Source organism: Nocardia neocaledoniensis (assembly GCF_003182135.1).
GTDB lineage: Bacteria > Actinomycetota > Actinomycetes > Mycobacteriales > Mycobacteriaceae > Nocardia > Nocardia neocaledoniensis.
In genome coordinates, this window is the sequence record NZ_QGTL01000019.1 from 1 (window position 1) to 17430 (window position 17430).

Genomic DNA, 17430 nt, shown 5'->3' on the forward strand with positions numbered 1-17430 from the left:
GAAACGCCCGGTCCCATTCCGAACCCGGAAGCTAAGGCCACCTGCGCCGATGGTACTGCACTCGACAGGGTGTGGGAGAGTAGGACACCGCCGGAACATCATTGCGAAAGGCCCTCCAACTTCGGTTGGAGGGCCTTTTTGCGTTGAATGATAACGGTTCCCCGGAACTGAGTCACGAATATTTCAGAAACCTGCCCGGCCCCCGCCCTGGTCAGCCACCATGGTGCCACGTTGCTTCGGGAGGTCACCATGGATTGGTTGTTCACGCACAGGTCCCTGCGACGCGGCGCGGCCGCCCTCGTGCTGCCCGCCGCTCTGCTCGGCGCGATCGCCACCGCGGCGCCCGCGATCGCCGCGCCCACACCTGACCCGCTCGCCGACGGCCTGGCGGGCGCGGCCCATTCCATCGCCGGCGTGGCCGGCATCGACCTGCCCCGCAGTTACGGGCCCGAGACGGCGATCGTCGTGCTCGGCTACGGCTTGCTGCCGGACGGCACCATGCGGGCCGAATTGGGAAATCGGTTGCACGCGGCGCTGATTCAGGCGTTCATGTCGCCCTCGTCGCCGGTGATCGTCACCGGCGGCAACCCGCGCAACGGCGTCACCGAGGCGCAGGTGATGGCGGAGTGGCTGAAGGTGCGCGGCGTGCCGGCCAGGCGGATCCACACCGAGACCCAGGCCGGGTCGACGGTCCAGAATGCGGAGTTCGCGGCCAAGGTGATGGAGGCGCTCGGGGTGCACAAGGCGGTGCTCATCACCTCCGCCGATCACATGCGCCGGGCGCTGGAGAACTTCCTGGCCGTCGGTGTTCCGGTGGTCGCGACCATGACGCCGGACGTGGCGCCGCTGTGGGCCAAGCCGTTCGGTGCGGGCAGTTAGGTTCGCGAGCGCGCGCCCGCGTCGGTGGCGCGCACTACGATGCGTGAGTCGTCACCGCGGGGTGCGGGGCGGCTCGAACGACAGGGGAATGTGATGGACAGGCCTGCGTGGGCACCCGAAGGCGTAGACATGCAGCATCCGAGCCCGGCCCGGATGTACGACGCGCTGCTCGGCGGCTCGCACAACTTCGCGGTCGACCGGATGGCGGCGGAGATGGCGATCAAGCTCGTGCCCGACCTGCCGCGGCTGGCCCTGAGCAATCGGGCCTTCCTGCGGCGCGCGGTGCGCTTCATGGTCGAGGCAGGCATCCGCCAGTTCGTCGACATCGGTTCCGGCATCCCCACCGCGGGCAACGTGCACGAGATCGTGCACGAGCTCGACCCCGAGGCGCGGGTGCTCTACATCGACATCGACCCGGTCGCCGTGGTCCACTCGCGCACCATCCTGAGCGGCAACGAGCAGGCGGGCGCGATCGAGGCCGACCTCAGGGAGCCGGAAGCGCTGCTCGCCGCGGTCGGCGAGACCGGGCTGATCGGCTTCACCCAGCCGGTCGGCCTGCTGCTCATCGCGGTGCTGCACCTGGTGGCCGACGAGGACGATCCGGCGGGCAAGGTGGCCGCACTGCGGGCGGCGGTGACCCCGGACAGCTACATCGCCATTTCACATCTGTCGTCCGAGTCGCGGCCGGAGGATGCCGGTAAACTGGGAACGCACTCGGTGAACGAGACGAAGGTCGGCATCCATTTCCGGGACAAGGCCGCGATCACCGAGATGTTTCAGGGTTGGGACATGGTTGATCCCGGGGTCGTCGAGCTGCCGTCGTGGCGGCCGGAGTCGGAGCGGGATCAGCACGAGCAGCCGGGTCGTTCGCTCGGCTTGGCGGGCGTCGCGCGCAAGGGTTGACCGTCGGGGACGGCAGCGGCGTCATGAGATGACAGGGTGGACGAGCAGTGGGGTCGTGGGAGCTGGCGCAGCGGTGGGCGGATGCCCTCGACGGCGTTGTCGCTCCCACGCTGAACCGCTCGCAGATCGAGGACATGCTCGCGGCCCTGTGCACGGGCATGATCGACGCCGCGCTCGGCGGTGAGGACCCCGACGTCGCACGCCGGGCCGCCCGGATGCTGGTCGCGGCCAACTATCGCGATCCGGCGGCCGTCAGCCGGTCGGTGCGGGTGATCTGTGAAGACCTGGTCACCGAGGTCGCCGACGGGTCGGACGACCCGGCGCTGCCCGAGATCAGGGAACGCGCGATCGGGCTGGCCGCCGACTTCGCCGCCGGATTCACCGGTGCGCTGCGCTCCGCGGCGCTGGCCGAGCAGGAGGCCACGCTGGCCGCGGTGCTGGCCGCGGCCAGCGAAGCCGAGAGCCGCCGGGCGCTGTCGGAGGCCCGGTTCGAAGCCGTCTTCGACGGGGCCCTGGTCGGCATCGGCACCGTCGACATGACCGGCAAGGTGGTCAACTGCAACGCCACCATGGCCGAGATGCTCGGCCAGACCCCCGAGTCGATGCCGGGCCGGACGGTCGCCGACATCCTCGGCCCGCAGAACCTGAACTACGCCTTCACCGAGCTGCAGCGCATGGTCGCGGGCGAATCGGAGAGCTTCCGCACCGAGACCCAGCACCTGCACGACGACGGCGAGATCACCATCATCGACCTGTCGATGTCGGCGGTGCGCAATCCGGACGGGGAGATCCAGTTCCTGATCGGTGTCGCCGTCGACGTCACCGAGCGCAAGCAACTCGCCGACCGGCTCTGGCACGACGCGAATCACGACGCGCTCACCGGGTTGCCGAATCGCCCGCACCTGTTCAACCGGCTCGCCGGGGCGGTGCCCCCGATCGGGGTCTGCTACCTGGATCTCGACGGCTTCAAGGAGATCAACGACCTGTGGGGGCACACGGTCGGGGACCGGGTGCTGCGCGTCGTCGCCGACCGGATGCGCGAGGCGGTCCGGCCGCTGGGCGCGCTGGCGGCCCGGATCGGCGGTGACGAGTTCCTGGTGCTGGTCGAGAACTCTTCCGGGCAAGCGCAATTGGCCGGCCTGGCGGACGAGCTGATGGCCGCGCTCACGGCGCCGCTGGAAGTGGACGGTCACATGCTCGTGGTCGGGGTGAGCATCGGCACGGCGTACTTCGACGAATTGCCCGGCACCGTCGACGAATTGGTGCACGCCGCCGACGCCGCCATGTACCGGCGCAAGCACGAGGCGCGCCGCGATCCGGCCCGATAGGCCGGATCGCGCACGCGCTCAGACGAGCTGACCGGCGCGCCGCGCGGCGCGGGCGAGCGAGCGATCGCGCTGTTCCTCGAAGCGCACCACGTCGGCGCGCAGCCGCTCGAGGAAGCCAGCGAGGTCCTCGCGGGCCTGCTCGCCGATCGCGCCGAAATCGTTGCGCTCGAAGATGTTCCACTTGCGTAGCACGGGCAGCAGCACCTCCTCCAGATGCTGGCGCAGGTCGTAGATGCCGTGCTTGGCCATCAGCACGCCGTTGCGCCGCCAGCCCGGCATGCCTGCGCCGGGCATCTGGAAACCCTGCACGATCGTGTTGATGGCAGCCATGCTCTGATCGGGCGCCAGGTCGAGCGCGGCCGCGCAGAGGTTGCGGTAGAAGATCATGTGCAGGTTCTCGTCGGCCGCGATCCGGGCGAGCATGCGGTCGGCGATCGGGTCGTCGCAGACCCGGCCGGTGTTGCGGTGACTGACGCGGGTGGCCAGTTCCTGGAAGGTCACGTAGGCGACCGAGTACAGCAGGCCCGCGCCGGAATCGGGCCGGATGTCGGCGCCGCGCGCCTTCTCGTCGACGACGGCCATCGCCGAATAGCCGTTGGTCATGTGGATCATGCGGGCGTTCTCGAGCGCCACCGGGTCGACCCCGCGGGTGACGACGAGGTAGTCGCGCATCACGATGCCGTGGCGATTCTCCTCGGCGGTCCAGCGGCCCACCCAGGTGCCCCAGGCGCCGTCCTGGGAGAAGTTCTCGGCGATCTCCCGGTGGTAGGACGGCAGATTGTCCTCGGTGAGCAGGTTGGTGATCATGGCCGCCCTGGCGACCTCGCTGAGCGCGGATTGCCCGGTGTCCCAGTCGATTCCGCCCATCGCCGCGAAGTTGCGGCCCTGATCCCAGGGCACGTAGTCGTGCGGGTGCCAATCCTTGGCCATCGACAGGTGCCGGTCGACGTTGCTCGCCGCGATCGGCTCCAGTTCGATGAGCAGTTCCAACTGGGTGAGGTTCCTGGCCACGCTCGTACCCTTTCGGTCCGGTAGTGTTGCCCGTCGTCGCCGACAATAGACCCGGTACATCGCACCTCCGAACGACACGGGTGCGGAGGGTACTGTTTCGGAATTTGGGCGCGTCGCGCCGCGTGCATATACGCTCCACCAGTTCAGCTCCATCAGCGGTTCCCGATCAGTCGTGGCATAGCTAGAGAGAGTGAGCGAAAAATATGACGGACATCGTGGTCACAAGCCTCGCGGCGACCACATCGATCGCGGGTGACGTCGATTCGACCTGGAAGGGTCTGCTCAACGGCGAAAGCGGAATCGATGTCCTCGACGACTCCTTCGTCGACGATTTCGACCTGCCGGTGCGGATCGGTGGCCATCTGAAGGTCTCCCCGGCCGCCGCGCTCACCAGGGAGGAAGCGCGCAGGCTGTCCTATGTCGAGCAGATGGCCGTGGTCCTGGGCCGCGAGGTGTGGCGCAACGCGGGCAACCCCGAAGTGGATCGCGACCGGCTCGGCGTCTCGGTGGGCACCGGACTCGGCGGCGCGGAATCCCTGATCTACGCCCGCGACAAGCTCAGCAACGGCGGCTACCGCAAGGTGTCGCCGCTGACGGTGCAGGCCATCATGCCCAACGGCCCCGCCGCCTGCATCGGCCTCGAATTGGGCGCGCGGGCCGGGGTTTCCACGCCGGTGTCGGCCTGCTCCTCCGGCTCGGAGGCGATCGCCAACGCGTGGCGGATGATCGTGATGGGCGACGCCGACATGGTGGTCACCGGCGGGGTGGAGGGCTCGATCCAGGCGCTGCCGATCGCGGCGTTCACCCAGATGCGTGCCATGAGCACGCGCAACCACGACCCCAAGGCGGCGTCGCGGCCCTTCGACGCCGATCGTGACGGCTTCGTCTTCGGCGAGGCGGGCGCGATGATGGTCATCGAGACCGAGGAGCACGCCAAGGCACGCGGCGCCACGATCCACGCGCGGCTGCTCGGCGCAGGTGTCACCTCCGACGGCTTCCACCTCGTCGCCCCCGATCCCGAGGGCAGCGGCGCCGCGCGGGCGATGACCAGGGCGCTGCAGACGGGCGGGATCGCCAGCACCGACGTCACGCACATCAACGCGCACGCGACCGCGACCCCGATCGGTGACACCGCCGAGGCCAACGCCATCGGCAAGGCGATCGGCGACCACGCCTCGGTGTACGCGCCCAAGTCGGCGCTCGGGCACTCGATCGGCGCGGTCGGTGCGCTCGAGGCGGTGCTGACCGTGCTCAGCGTGCGCGACAGCATCATCCCGCCGACGCTCAACCTGGAGAACCAGGACCCCGAGATCGAGCTGGACGTGGTCTCCGGGGAAGCCCGCCGCGGGCGGATCGACTACGCGGTGAACAACTCCTTCGGATTCGGCGGGCACAACGTCGCCATCGCCTTCGGTCGGTATTGACGATCGCCCCGGCGACGCCTGCCACTGCATTGCACGAGTTCAGCCTCTCGGCGAGGCATTGTGCGTTGAAAAGGATAGGGAATGATCGGCGACACTTTCGACGACTATGTGGACGAATCGGGCAATATCCGGATTCCCGGTGACCAGACCCTGATCGACTTCGTCGACAAACACAGCGAGGCCAACGGCGACGATCTGGCCTACCGCTTCATCGACTATTCACGCGAACGTGAGGGGGAATATCAGGAACTGACCTGGCGGGAATTCGGCGTCCGCCTGCGCGCGGTGGCGGCCCGGCTGCAGCAGGTGACCGAACCGGGCGACCGGGTGGCGGTGCTCGCGCCACAGGGACTGGACTACGTGGTGGCGCTGTTCGCCGCCGTGTACGCGGGGAACGTGGCCGTGCCGCTGTTCGATCCGGAGGAGCAGGGCCACAGCGACCGGCTGCACGCCGTCCTCGGCGACTGCGAGCCCGCGGCGGTCCTGACCGTCGGCACCGCGGCGGCGGGGGTGCGCAAGTTCTTCCGCGAGCAGCCCGCCGCGCAGCGCCCTCGGATCATCGCGGTGGAGGCGATTCCGGACACCGTCGGCAAGACCTGGCGCAGGCCCGACATCAACATCGACAGCGTCGCCTACCTGCAGTACACCTCCGGCTCCACCCGGGTGCCCGCGGGCGTCGAGATCACCCACCGCGCCGTCGGCACGAATCTGCTGCAGATGGTCGACGCGATCGGGATCACCGAGAACGCGCGCGGGGTCACCTGGCTGCCGCTGTTCCACGACATGGGGCTGCTCACGGTGATCCTGCCGACCATCGGCGGCAAGTTCATCACCATCATGTCGCCGAGCGCGTTCGTGCGCAGGCCCGCGCGCTGGATCAAGGAACTGGCGGCCCAGGCCGACGGCGCCGAGATCTATTCGGCGGCACCGAACTTCGCCTTCGAACACGCCGCGGTGCGCGGGGTGCCCAAGGGCGACGAATCGCTCGACCTGTCCAATGTGATCGGGTTGATCAACGGCAGCGAGCCGGTCTCGGTGTCGTCCATGCGCAAGTTCAACGAGGCGTTCGCGCCGTACGGGCTGTCCAAGACCGCGATCAAGCCCTGCTACGGCATGGCCGAGGCGACGCTGTTCGTGTCGGCGACGCGTCGCGACGACGAGGCGCGGGTGGTGTATGTCGACCGCGGACAACTCAACTCGGGCCGGATGGTCGAGGTCGACGAGCACTCGGCCAACGCTGTCGCGCAGGTGTCGTGCGGGTATGTGGCGCGGTCGCAGTGGGCGGTGATCGTCGACCCGGACACCGGGATCGAGCGCAGGGACGGCGAGGTCGGCGAGATCTGGCTGCACGGCGACAACATGGGCATCGGATACTGGGGCAGGGCGGAGGAGACCGCGCAGACCTTCCACAACCGGGTGATCGCCCGCCTGCCCGTCGGCAGCCGTGCCGAGGGCGCGCCGGACGACGCGCGCTGGATGCGCACCGGCGACTTCGGCGCCTATCACGACGGCGAACTGTTCATCACCGGGCGGGTGAAGGACCTGGTGATCGTCGACGGCCGCAATCACTATCCGCAGGATCTGGAGTACTCGGCGCAGGAGGCGAGCACGGCGCTGCGGCCCGGGTTCATCGCGGCGTTCTCCGTGCAGGCGGGGCAGCTGCCCGCGGCGGTGCGCGAGGCGGGCGCCGACGCCGACGACACGGCCGAGCGGCTCGTCGTCGTGGCCGAACGCGGCACGGGCGCGGCCAAACTCGACCCAGGCCCGATCGTGGATACGGTACGCGCGGCCATCGCGCGCAGGCACGGCGTCACCGTGCGTGATCTGCTGCTGGTGCCGGCCGGGTCGATCCCGCGGACATCGAGCGGCAAGATCGCCCGGCGGGCCTGCCGGGCCGCGTATCTGGACGGCACCCTGCGCGGCGGGCACCGCCAGGACGCCTACCCGGACGCGCCGGAGGAGTGAGGCGGGTTCGGCCACCGGGGCGCCGGTGGCCGAACCGCGGTGCGGCCGTGGTCAGTTGACGCAGGGGATGGTGTCGCCGATCGAGGTGGTCACCGGTTTGCCCGCGTCGGGCAGCGGCAGGGTGGAGGTGCCCGTGGTGGTCGGCGGCGCCGTGGTGCTCGCCGTGGCCGGGCTCAGCTCGACGGGCATCGTGAAATCGGCGCCGATCACCACCCGGATGTGACCGTCCGCCACCGACGACGCCGCGGAAACCGGTACCCCGCCGAGGGTTTCGGCCAGCGCCCGGGCATCCTCGGCCGCGCCGGGTCCGTAGGTGACAGCGGTGATCGGGTCGTCGCCCGCGCCGTTGCCGACCTCGCCCGCTCGATAGCCGCGGGCGGTCAGCGCCGCGGACAGGGCCGCCGCCTGACCCGACGCGCCACCCACATTGTGGACATCCACCACGCTGGTCGGAACACGCGGTGGCGCCGTGGTTTTCGGCGCCTCCTGGCCGAAGGCGGCCCGCACCTCGCGTTTGATCGCCGCCGGGTCGACGATGTTGACGTCCTGGCCGTCGATCACGTCGTAGCGCAGCACCGGTAGGGTGCGGAACTCCACCGGCAGCGAACCCGCCGCGCCCAGCTCGCGGGCGAAGTCGAACAGATTCCAGCCGTCGGAGAGCACGACATCGCGATGGGCCACGTCCATCAGCTCGGCGAGCCTGCTCAGATTGGTGAGCGTGCCGGAATCCTTGAGCGACTTGGCCACCGAGGTGAGGAACGCCTGCTGCCGGTGCGTCCGGTCCAGATCGCCGTTGCGCAGCCCGTGGCGCTGCCGCACGAAGGCCAGCGCCTGCGCGCCGTCGAGATGCTGGCGGCCCGCCGGGAACACCGCACCGGAGAACTCGCTGTCGTCGACCGCCTGGTTGAGGCACACGTCGACGCCGCCGACTGCGGTCGCCAGGTCGTAGAACCCGGCCAGCGAGATCTCGGCGAACCGGTCGATCGGCACCCCGACCAGATTGCGGACGGTCGTGACGATCGAGGCGCGGCCCGCCTCCCTGCTGCGCCGCTCCAGCTCCACCGGATCGGTGACGCCCTTGTCGAGCAGTTGCGCGTGCACGGCGGCCTTCTTCAGGCCGTACGCCTCCTTGATCTTCACCTGGGAATAGCCGGGGATGCCGGTCACCGCCACGTAGTCGTCGCGGGGGATGGAGAACGCGACGATCTTGCTCAGATCGGCCGGAATGTGCAGCAGGATCAGGGAATTGGCGTTGTAGCCGCCCTCGGTGCCGTCGCCCGCGTGCAGCTGGTCGAGGACGTCCTTCGGCAGATCGTTGCCGTTGAGATCCTTGCGGGTGTCCAGGCCGATCAGCAGGACGTTGACGTCACCGCCGCGGGAGCGGGGCGCGTCGTCACCGAGCGCGGTGGAATGGGTGAAGCCGGAATCGAAATCGTTCTTCGCCGACCATGCCAGCCCGGTGCCGGTGAGGATCGCCAGCGCGGCCGTCGCGCCGATCATCCTGGCCGTGATCAGCCCGGCACGGCGCAGCCGGGCGCCGCGGGTGGGCTCGGTGCGGGGTACTCGCCTGCCGATGCGCTGTGGACCGAGCGCGGGTGGTTCCCGGCGCGGCAGGGGCGCCGTGATGTCGTCGTCGTTCACCGCAGTGCGCTACCCGCCTGCCACTGATCCCACGGCACGCTCCAATCGCCGTTCTGCCACACCTCGAGCGGGGCCCCGCCGGTGTTGCGGATCTCCACCACGTCACCGGGTTGCGAGAACTCGTAGAACCAGCGGGCGTTCTCGCCGCTGAGGTTCAGGCAACCGTGCGAGACGTTGGTGTTGCCCTGCGCCCAGATCGTGTCGTCGAGCTGATGCAGGTAGATGCCGTCGGTGCTGATCCTGGTCGCCCAGCCGATGGTCTCCTTGTAGCCGAGGCGGGAGTTCACCGGCAGGCCGTAGGTGGAGGAGTCCATGATCACCGGGTTGGCCTTGTCCATCACCGTGTAGGTCCCCGGCTGGGTCCAGAAGGTGATCGTCTTGCCCGCGACCACCTCGCTGCCGCCCATGCCCATCGAGGTGGGCATGGTGCGGATCAGGGTGCCGTTCTCGAAAACCCGCACCTGCTTGTCGTTGTCGTCGACGATCGAGACGTGCGAGGGCCCGATCGTGAAGCTGGTCCTGGTGTCCTCCTGGCCGTACATGCCGCCGCCGAGGTCCTTGCCGTAGATGTCGGCGGCGAGGGTGACCTTGGTACCGGGCTGGTAGTAGTTCTCCGGGCGCCAGTGCGCGTTGCGGTCGTCGAGCCAGTACCAGGAGCCGGTGACCGGGGGATCGGTGCCGACGGTCAGGTATTTCTCGGCCGTCGCGCGGTCGGGGACGTCCTCGTCGAAGTGCGCGACCACCACCGTCCCGACGCCGTAGCTGCCGTCGGGGGAGAGCGCGGCGCCGCCGGTGGTGCGGAAGTACACCTTCGTCTGGTTGTTCGGCGCGAGCGTCGAGAACGACGAGGTGATCGGCCCGACGGTGCCCGTGACGGTGAGTGCCTCGGCCCGCACCGTGTAGGTGCGGCCGTAGCCGAGGGGCTCGGTGGGTTTCCAGGCGCTCTGGTCGGGGGTGAAGACGCCCTCGACCGTGCCGCCCTGCTCGTTGGTCATGGTGACCGCGGTGAGCTTGCCGTCGCTGGTGGCGACCCGGACCGGCGCGAGCGGGTCGATCTCGGTCGCGCGGTCCGCGGGCTCGACCGAGATCACCGGGGCCGGCGGCGCAGAATCGGTGCCGGGATCGGTGGTCGAGCCGCTACAGGCGGCGAGGAACAGCGCGAGCCCGGCGGCGAGCCCGGCTCGCCAACGTCCCCTCATGCGCCCCTCCTGTGCACGGTGCCGTCCTCAGCCCTGCAAACCGACCTCGACGTCGAGGGTCAAGGTGATCTTGTCGCCGATCACGGCGCCGCCATTGGCCATCGGCATCTCGGTGGTGATGCCGAAATCGCGGCGGTTGATCGTGGCCGTCGCGGTGTAGCCGGCGACCGGCGCGTCGGTCATGCCCGGTCCGGAACCGAGGAACTCGACCGCGAGGGTGACCGGGTGGGTGGTGCCGCGGATGGTGAAGTCACCGGTGACCTCGAACTCGCCGGCGATCGGCCGGAATCCGCGCGCGGCGAAGGTGGCGACCGGGTAGTTGCTCACGTCGAAGAAGTCGGCGGTGGCCAGGTGGCCGTCGCGCTGGGCGTTGTCGGTGGTCACCGAGTCGACCTTGATCTCCACGTCGGCGTCGGCGGTGCCGTCGGGGTGCACGACCAGTTGGCCGCTGAAGTCCTTGAACCGCCCGCGCACCTTGCTCACCATCAGGTGGCGCACGGCGAACTCGAGGGCGGAATGGGCGGGGTCGATGACCCATGTACCCGCGGACAGTCCCTGGGTGGGTGCCGACATGATCTCTCCTCACTGAGCGGACCGGCCACGAGGCCGACAACGGTGAAGCGATGACGGCACCCAGCCTAGCTCGGTGCGGACGCCCGAGTCAGTCCTCGCTGCTCGTGCGTTCGCCGAGGAAGCGCAGCAAAGCCGGATCGGCGGAGGTGAACCGGTCGACCTCTTGCCCGCCCGTGCACTCGAACAGGCCGACGGTCACCGCGTCGGCGGTGCGGTGCAGCACGCGCCACAGGGCGCCGGAATCCTGCCAGCGCCGCAGGACCTCGATCGGATCGGTGTTCACAACCGTTCACGGTAGTTCGCGGCGACCAGAGCCAGGCAGGCCGCGGCGATCAGCGCGGTGACCAGATACATGGCGGGGTAGCCGAAGCCGAGGCCACCGTGCAGCGCCGACAGGACGGCGGGCACGCCGAAGCCGAGGTAGCTCACCGAGTAGAACACCGCGTTGAGCCCCGCCAGATCGCCGGGCCCCGCGATCCGCTCGATCTGCTGCAGGCCTGCGACCAGGCCGATGCCGTAGCCGCTGCCGAGGACCACGGCCGCCAGCAGGGTCACCCAGACGCTCAGGGTGGCCGCCGTCCACGCGGCGAGCACCATGCCGAGGGTGAGCAGCCCCAGCGCGATCACGCCCGCGCGGGCGGTGCCGGGCCGGTCGATCCGCCGCGCCACCGACTGGATGAGGAATCCGCAGCCCAGCGCCACCATGGTGACCAGGGCCGAGAAGGCGATCGGGGCCTGCTGTACGCGCGGCAGCATGAGCGTCGGCAGCACGGCGTAGGCGGTGGCGTTGGCGGTGAACAGCCACAGCGCGATCGGTACGGCGACGCGCAGGAACCGGCGGTGCCCGGCCGCGAGGATCTTCAGATCGTCACGGAACCGGCCCGGATCCGGCTGGCGCGTCACCGTCTCGGGGACGCGGCGCAACCCGACGGCGGCGGCCAGGCACAGCGCGACGTTCACCAGGTAGGCCGTCGAATTCGGCAGCGGTCCCCACTGGGCGAGGAGCCCGGCCACCCCGGCGCCGAGCGCGAAGCCCGCGGTCAGGCTCATCGCCGAGCGGCGCGCCCCGGAGCCGGCCGCCGACGCCTGGGACAGTTCCTTGACCCAGCTGCCGCCGACCGCCATCGCCAGGCCGAGCGCGACACCGCAGAGCATGCGCCCGGCCGCCAGCATCGGCACCGAGGCCGCGCCGACCGCCAGCAGCAGCGAGCCGGCCGCCGCGATGAGCGGGGCGGGCAGCATCAGCGGACGACGACCCCATCGATCCGAGAGCGGACCGCCGATCAGGAGTGCGGGCACGATGCCGAGGACGTAGTAGAACAGCAGCAGATCGACCGCGGTGAGCGGCAGCCCGTTGCCCTTGTACATGACCAGCAGCGGCGTGAACTCGTTACCGCCCCACGCGATCGCCACGATCGCCGCCGCGACGGCGCGCCACGCTCTGGTCGTCGTTTCCGGGACAGCGCTGAGCCGCTCGCTGGTGAGAATCGCCATCACAGGCCCTTTCCGTCTCGCGCGCACCGGGGCACGCGCGGAGGGCGAGTGGTGGCAACCGGTCTCATTTTAGGCGCGCCCCCGCGCTGTACTACCGTCGGCCTGTGCGTGAGCTGCGGGTGGGATGTGCGATGTGGACGCATCCGGAATGGCAGCAACGGCTTCCGCCGCCGGGGGAGCGGCTGCGCGCCTACGCGGGCCACTGCGGCGCGGTCGAGGGAAACACCACCTTCTACGCCACGCCGTCACCGGAGACCGTTGCCTCGTGGGCGCGGCAGACCGACCCGGATTTCCGGTTCGTGCTCAAACCGCCGAGGGCGGTCACCCACGAGCGCAGACTCGTCGACGCGCGAGCCGACCTGTGGACGTTCCTCGACGTGATGGCGCCGCTCGGCCCGCGCGTGCACGCACTGTGGGTCCAGCTGCCCGCCTCCTTCGGCCCGACCGACCTCGGCGCGCTGGCCCGCTTCCAGCGCGAGCTGCCCGCCGGGCTGCGCTGCGCGGTGGAGGTGCGGCACCCGGCCTTCTTCACCGATGAGCGCGCGGCCGTGCAGCTGGAACGGGTGCTCGGCCGGATCGGCGCGGAATGGGTGCCCTTCGACACGACCGTGCTGTTCGACGGTCCTCCCGGTGACCCGTCGGAGCACGAGGCCCGCGCCAAGAAGCCGCGGGTGCCGCGGCGGCTGCGGGCGCTGACCGAGTACCCGATCGTGTGCTACCACGGCCGCGCCGATGTCGACCGCACGGTCGCGGGGTGGCGACCGTGGGTCGAGACGGTCGCGGAGTGGCTGCGCGAGGGGCGCTCGCCGACGGTGTTCGTGCACACCCCCGACAACGCCGCCGCCCGCGGGCTGGCGCGCCGCTTCCACGACGCCGTGGCCGAGGTCGTCCCCGGCCTGCCCGCCCAGCCGACACCGGAGCCGACCGAGCCGATGACCCTGTTCTGAATTCCGCGCGTGGTTGTCGGACCCTCGTGGCATGCTGTGCGCCAGCACTGGGGAGTGCGTGGGCGGACTCGAAGGGGACGAGTGATGTCTACGGATCGGCTGTCATTGATGCACGCGCCGCAGTGCGAGCCGGGGTACGGAGCTGAGAACGTGACGGGTTCAGCTGTGCGGCAACATGTTCCGAGTGGGTCCCGGCGGCGGACGCCGAGCGGCAGTGGGCTGCGCAGGGCGGTGCGCGCTGCCTGCGCAGGCGGGGCCGAGGTGGTCGAGTCCGACGCGCAGCGGTTCGCCGAGCAGTCGGTGCGTCTGCTGCTCGAGGTCGTCGACCGGCGCAGGCAGGTCGACCAGTTGCGTGCGATCACCGAGCCGCGGGTGCTGGAATCGGTGCGCACCATGCTCGTTCAGGATCTCGCGCCGGGCCGAGGGCTCGGGACAGCAACGGTCAAGCACGTGCGGCTCAGCGCGGGCGAGGCCGCGGGGGCCGAGCTGTTCGCGTCGTACCAGCGCGGGGCGCGCACGTTCGCGCTGGCCGGGCGCATCGAATCCGCCAGGGAGCGTTGGCGACTGGTCGCGCTGCGGATGTATTGACCCTCAGTGCGCGGGGGTGACGCCGGAGAAGTCGTGGGCGGCTCGATGATTGCGGTCTGCCAGGGTGCCGAGGGCGTGATCGGGTTGCAGACCGAAGTACTGCCCGCGGGTGCGGTCGGTCCAGGCCAGTGCCGCAGCGGCGGCGATGCGGTGGAAATGCACGGTGTAGCCGCGCTCATAGATCCGCAGCAGCGCGTAGCCGCCGGGGTACTCCTTCACGGCGGCTACCTCGAGGAACTCCACCCGCCCGGAATCGGGGCGGCTCATCCGGTTTCGATGGGTGTGCCCGGCCTGATGCAGGAACACACCGGGACTGGTCCGGTAGCAGGATCGCAACGCCTGCGCGCTCTCCCTGTCGAGCACGAACCCGGGCCCGCCCGGATTGCTCAGTGCCGCATAGCGGGTCGCCGGGTGATGGCCGAAGATCAGCGTCGGCTGGTCCGGCGCCGCGGCCAGCAGTTCGCGCAGCCGGGTGAGCTGCGCGGCCGAGATCGTGCCGCCCGCACCGCGGCCCCGCGTGGTGTCGAGACCGATCAGCCTGAGGCCGCCGAGTTCGTGGCAGACGAGGCGCTGGTGGGCATGGAAAGCCCAGCCCCAGTGGTCCTTCCGGCCGCGCGCGACATCGTGATTGCCACGGCAGGCCAGGTAGTCGCGGCCGTGCGTGCCCCAGCCGTCGAGGCGCGCGCGGATGCCGGCGACCTGGTCGGCGGAGCCGCGGTCGGTGAGATCGCCCGTGACGACGAGATGGTCGGCCGCGCGGGCCGGCCGCCGGATGTCGTGCAGCAGGGCGTCGGTCATCACCTGCGGGTAGTGACCGTCGTCGTGGCGCAGGCCGGGCGGCAGGCCGGCGACGATCAGCCCGCTGCGCTCCTCGCCCCAGTGCAGGTCGTTGGCGAGCGCGATCGTCCGCAACAACCGCCCGGGCGGCGGTGGGGCGGTACGGAACACGCCGGTGAGCTCCGGGGTGCCCGGACGACGGGTGACCCAGGTGCGGCCCGGCACCGCGCGCACACCGTCCGAGCGGGCGGTGAAACGGTACCGGCGGCCGGGTTCCAGGCCACTGAGCTCGGCGTAGTGGTGCGCGGTGCGCCGCGCGTCGAAATAGCGGGTCGTCGCCGCGGCGCGCCCGTCGGCGGGGGCGAGCAGCACCTCGGTGTCGGCGGCGGCGGGGCGAAGGGCGCCGGAGCGGTCACGCTCCCGGGTGGTCCAGGTGAGGATCGCCGTGTCGTGGGTGACCGTCACGACCTCCAGGTCGGTGACGACCAGCCGGGTGACCACGGCGGCGCGCGGGCGGGCCATCGGCGCGCGCACGGTGGCCGCCGCCGCGCCGGCGGCCGCGTTCACCAGCCACGCGGTGTGCAGTCGAGGATCGAGCATCGCCGAGCTCCGTTCGCCGTCACCGAGGACGGTATCGACGCTGGTTGAACGGGCGTGGACGGCGATGTGGCCGTCAGCCGCCGACGGCGTGGCTGGTCGGGTGGCTTCCGCTACTCGGTGCGCGGGCGGTTGCGGCTGGGCTGGGCGCCACCGCTTTCCGGCGAGTCTTCCTCGGGGCCGTCAGGCAGCCTGCGCGCGCCGTTGGCCACCTCGACGACGAGATCGTCGTAGCCGCAGGCGAGTTCGTGCAGCCGGGTCTGCGCGGCGCGCAGTTCGGCCTCGGCGCCGCAGGCCAGCGCCCGATAGGTGATCGCGGCGAAATGGGCCATCCGGTCGACGACGGCGCCGATGCTCTCGGTGTGCATGGGCGCGGTGGTGGCGGGCCGGGGTGAGCGCATCACCACCCAGCGATCGATCTCGCATACCAGATGCGCCCGCTGCCAATCGATCTCGCTGGTGTCGCCGTGGACCAGCTGCTCGCGTCGTTCGTGCAGGGCGGCCAGTTCGTGCGCGGCGCGCAGGACCGGGTCGCCCGTGCCCGCGAATCCGCACACCGCCCGCATCATCTTGGCACGGTCCGGCAGTACCGGTTCCTGTCCGGGCTCACCCGATGAACCGCCGTCCGTGTCCACTGTCGCCGCACCATCCCTGTCGTCTGGTTCGCACCGCTTCCGATGGACATTCGTCTCGGCGGGGAGATCGGATAGGTTGAACAGAAAACCGGCCGCGAACAGCGATGCTGCTCACGGCCGGTCGAAATCCTCAGCGCGGGACCGTCACAGGCTGCGCGCGATGATCTCCTTCATGATCTCGTTGGTGCCCGCGTAGATCAGCTGCACGCGGTTGTCGACCCACATGCGCGCGATCGGGTACTCGTTCATGTAGCCGTAGCCGCCGAACAGCTGCAGACAGGTGTCGGCGATCTGCATCGCCTTGTCGGTGCACCACCACTTGGCCATCGCGACGGTGGGGATGTCGAGCTCGCCGCGCAGGTGCTTCTCGATGCAGTCGTCGATGAACACGCGCGCGATGCGGGCCTCGGTGGCCACCTCGGCCAGCTTGAACTTGGTGTTCTGGAAACCGAACACCGGACGGCCGAACGCCTCGCGCTCCTTGGTGTAGCGCAGCGTGTGCTCGAGCGCGACCTCCATGCCCGCGACCGCGCCGTGGGCCACGATCAGGCGCTCCTGGGGCAGCTGCTGCATCAGCTGGACGAAGCCCTGGCCCTCCTGCGTGCCGAGCAGGTTGGCCACCGGGACGCGCACGTCCTCGAAGAACAGCTCGGAGGTGTCCTGGCCCTTCTGGCCGATCTTGTCGAGCACGCGGCCGCGGCGGAAACCGGGGCGATCGGCCTCGACCAGCACCAGCGAGACACCGGAGGCGCCCTGGGTGGGGTCGGTCTTGGCGACCAGGATGATCAGGTCGGCCTGCGCGCCGTTGGTGATGAAGGTCTTGGAGCCGTTGATGACGTACTCGTCGCCGTCGCGGATGGCCTTGGCCTTGACCGCCTGCAGGTCGGAGCCGGTGCCCGGCTCGGTCATCGCGATGGCGCCGACGACCTCACCGCTGGCCATCTTGGGCAGCCACTGCTTCTTCTGCTCCTCGGTGCCGTAGGCGAGCAGGTAGTGGGCCACGATGCCGTTGTGCAGGCTCACGCCCCAGGAGGTGTCGACCGCGCGGGCCTGCTCCTCCATGAGGACGGCCTCGTGGGCGAAGGTGCCGCCACCGCCGCCGTACTCCTCCGGGATCGACAAGCACAGCAGGCCGACCTCGCCCGCCTTGTTCCACAGGTCACGGTCCACGTGGTGCTGCTCGCGGTACTTGTCGATATTCGGCACGAGTTCTTTGGCCATGAACGCGCGGGCGAGGTCGCGCAGGGCGTCCAGGTCCTCGTTCATCCAGCTCGACCGATTCGCGGCCATCGAGTCTCCTTACGGCTCGGCACAGCACTGGCTCAGGGGTGACCAGTGGTTACAGGTACAGTGTGACCCACTATTGGCGACGTGGCAATAGTGGGTGTGTCGCTCGCGGCACGCCGGTTTCGGGCAGCGGTGTGGCACCATCGGTTTCGCACGAGCGGGTGTATGGACTATTAATGGCG

16 protein-coding genes and 1 rRNA gene are annotated in these 17430 nt (G+C 70.0%); 8 read left to right on the plus strand and 9 right to left on the minus strand.

Features of this window, described 5'->3' with window-relative positions:
- The 4 genes from rrf to DFR69_RS32170 all read left to right on the plus strand — a co-directional run.
- Nucleotides 1-96, plus strand: a 5S ribosomal RNA gene (rrf, locus tag DFR69_RS32155); the annotation flags it as partial.
- A gap of 153 nt (nt 97-249) precedes the next feature.
- Complete coding sequence (locus DFR69_RS32160) at nt 250-879, plus strand: YdcF family protein (protein WP_110041460.1); 630 nt, start codon at nt 250-252, stop codon at nt 877-879.
- 93 nt (nt 880-972) lie between these two features.
- The gene (locus DFR69_RS32165; RefSeq protein ID WP_110041461.1) at nt 973-1782 is read left to right on the plus strand and encodes an SAM-dependent methyltransferase; all 810 of its coding nucleotides are present in this window, start codon (nt 973-975) and stop codon (nt 1780-1782) included.
- 47 nt (nt 1783-1829) lie between these two features.
- Entirely contained in the window at nt 1830-3110 is a 1281-nt protein-coding gene (locus DFR69_RS32170; RefSeq protein WP_110041462.1) for a diguanylate cyclase domain-containing protein, read from the plus strand.
- 18 nt (nt 3111-3128) lie between these two features.
- Here DFR69_RS32170 and DFR69_RS32175 read toward each other — a convergent pair whose 3' ends face one another.
- Nucleotides 3129-4121 (minus strand): acyl-ACP desaturase, encoded by a 993-nt coding sequence (locus DFR69_RS32175; RefSeq protein WP_110041463.1) that lies wholly within the window; start codon nt 4119-4121, stop codon nt 3129-3131.
- A gap of 203 nt (nt 4122-4324) precedes the next feature.
- Here DFR69_RS32175 and DFR69_RS32180 point away from each other — a divergent pair, with 203 nt between their 5' ends.
- Nucleotides 4325-5545, plus strand: a complete 1221-nt coding sequence (locus tag DFR69_RS32180; RefSeq protein WP_110041464.1) for a KasA/KasB family beta-ketoacyl-ACP synthase — start codon at nt 4325-4327, stop codon at nt 5543-5545.
- 81 nt (nt 5546-5626) lie between these two features.
- A complete protein-coding gene (gene fadD32, locus DFR69_RS32185) occupies nt 5627-7510 on the plus strand; it encodes a long-chain-fatty-acid--AMP ligase FadD32 (RefSeq protein WP_186817506.1) in 1884 nt (627 codons plus the stop codon).
- Nucleotides 7511-7561: 51 nt separating this feature from the next.
- Here the strand turns inward: fadD32 and DFR69_RS32190 are convergent, their stop codons facing one another.
- From DFR69_RS32190 to DFR69_RS32210, 5 genes are all read right to left on the minus strand, one after another.
- On the minus strand, nt 7562-9010 hold the full coding sequence (locus DFR69_RS32190; protein ID WP_167456488.1) for an LCP family protein: 1449 nt from the start codon (nt 9008-9010) through the stop codon (nt 7562-7564).
- Nucleotides 9011-9147: 137 nt separating this feature from the next.
- Nucleotides 9148-10350, minus strand: coding sequence for a L,D-transpeptidase (locus DFR69_RS32195; RefSeq protein WP_110041466.1), 1203 nt, complete (start codon nt 10348-10350; stop codon nt 9148-9150).
- A gap of 27 nt (nt 10351-10377) precedes the next feature.
- Nucleotides 10378-10923: a YceI family protein gene (locus DFR69_RS32200; protein ID WP_110041467.1), complete on the minus strand. Its 546-nt coding sequence runs from the start codon at nt 10921-10923 to the stop codon at nt 10378-10380.
- Between the two features lie 88 nt (nt 10924-11011).
- Nucleotides 11012-11206 (minus strand): hypothetical protein, encoded by a 195-nt coding sequence (locus DFR69_RS32205; protein ID WP_110041468.1) that lies wholly within the window; start codon nt 11204-11206, stop codon nt 11012-11014.
- Complete coding sequence (locus DFR69_RS32210) at nt 11203-12417, minus strand: MFS transporter (protein WP_110041469.1); 1215 nt, start codon at nt 12415-12417, stop codon at nt 11203-11205. Before DFR69_RS32210 ends, DFR69_RS32205 begins: the two co-directional genes overlap by 4 nt.
- Nucleotides 12418-12521: 104 nt before the next feature.
- Between DFR69_RS32210 and DFR69_RS32215 the strand changes: the two genes are divergently transcribed.
- Both DFR69_RS32215 and DFR69_RS32220 read left to right on the plus strand, forming a co-directional pair.
- Nucleotides 12522-13364, plus strand: coding sequence for a DUF72 domain-containing protein (locus tag DFR69_RS32215; protein ID WP_244198572.1), 843 nt, complete (start codon nt 12522-12524; stop codon nt 13362-13364).
- A gap of 150 nt (nt 13365-13514) precedes the next feature.
- Nucleotides 13515-13952, plus strand: a complete 438-nt coding sequence (locus DFR69_RS32220; protein WP_146229479.1) for an Rv3235 family protein — start codon at nt 13515-13517, stop codon at nt 13950-13952.
- Between the two features lie 3 nt (nt 13953-13955).
- Here DFR69_RS32220 and DFR69_RS32225 read toward each other — a convergent pair whose 3' ends face one another.
- The 3 genes from DFR69_RS32225 to DFR69_RS32235 form a co-directional block, all read right to left on the minus strand.
- The gene (locus tag DFR69_RS32225; RefSeq protein WP_110041472.1) at nt 13956-15329 is read right to left on the minus strand and encodes a metallophosphoesterase; all 1374 of its coding nucleotides are present in this window, start codon (nt 15327-15329) and stop codon (nt 13956-13958) included.
- 110 nt (nt 15330-15439) lie between these two features.
- Nucleotides 15440-15895, minus strand: a complete 456-nt coding sequence (locus DFR69_RS32230; RefSeq protein WP_146229480.1) for a DUF4254 domain-containing protein — start codon at nt 15893-15895, stop codon at nt 15440-15442.
- A 210-nt stretch (nt 15896-16105) separates the two neighbouring features.
- Nucleotides 16106-17251: an acyl-CoA dehydrogenase family protein gene (locus DFR69_RS32235; RefSeq protein WP_110041474.1), complete on the minus strand. Its 1146-nt coding sequence runs from the start codon at nt 17249-17251 to the stop codon at nt 16106-16108.
- Nucleotides 17252-17430 lie beyond the last annotated feature (179 nt).

Coding starts and splice junctions, on each gene's coding strand:
- DFR69_RS32180 (WP_110041464.1), top strand. CDS start 4,325: ATGACGGACATCGTGGTCACAAGCCTCGCGGCGACCACATCGATCGCG.
- fadD32 (WP_186817506.1), top strand. CDS start 5,627: ATGATCGGCGACACTTTCGACGACTATGTGGACGAATCGGGCAATATC.
- DFR69_RS32235 (WP_110041474.1), bottom strand. CDS start 17,251: ATGGCCGCGAATCGGTCGAGCTGGATGAACGAGGACCTGGACGCCCTG.
- DFR69_RS32190 (WP_167456488.1), bottom strand. CDS start 9,010: ATGATCGGCGCGACGGCCGCGCTGGCGATCCTCACCGGCACCGGGCTG.
- DFR69_RS32195 (WP_110041466.1), bottom strand. CDS start 10,350: ATGAGGGGACGTTGGCGAGCCGGGCTCGCCGCCGGGCTCGCGCTGTTC.
- DFR69_RS32230 (WP_146229480.1), bottom strand. CDS start 15,895: ATGATGCGGGCGGTGTGCGGATTCGCGGGCACGGGCGACCCGGTCCTG.
- DFR69_RS32165 (WP_110041461.1), top strand. CDS start 973: ATGGACAGGCCTGCGTGGGCACCCGAAGGCGTAGACATGCAGCATCCG.
- DFR69_RS32225 (WP_110041472.1), bottom strand. CDS start 15,329: ATGCTCGATCCTCGACTGCACACCGCGTGGCTGGTGAACGCGGCCGCC.
- DFR69_RS32200 (WP_110041467.1), bottom strand. CDS start 10,923: ATGTCGGCACCCACCCAGGGACTGTCCGCGGGTACATGGGTCATCGAC.
- DFR69_RS32160 (WP_110041460.1), top strand. CDS start 250: ATGGATTGGTTGTTCACGCACAGGTCCCTGCGACGCGGCGCGGCCGCC.
- DFR69_RS32210 (WP_110041469.1), bottom strand. CDS start 12,417: ATGGCGATTCTCACCAGCGAGCGGCTCAGCGCTGTCCCGGAAACGACG.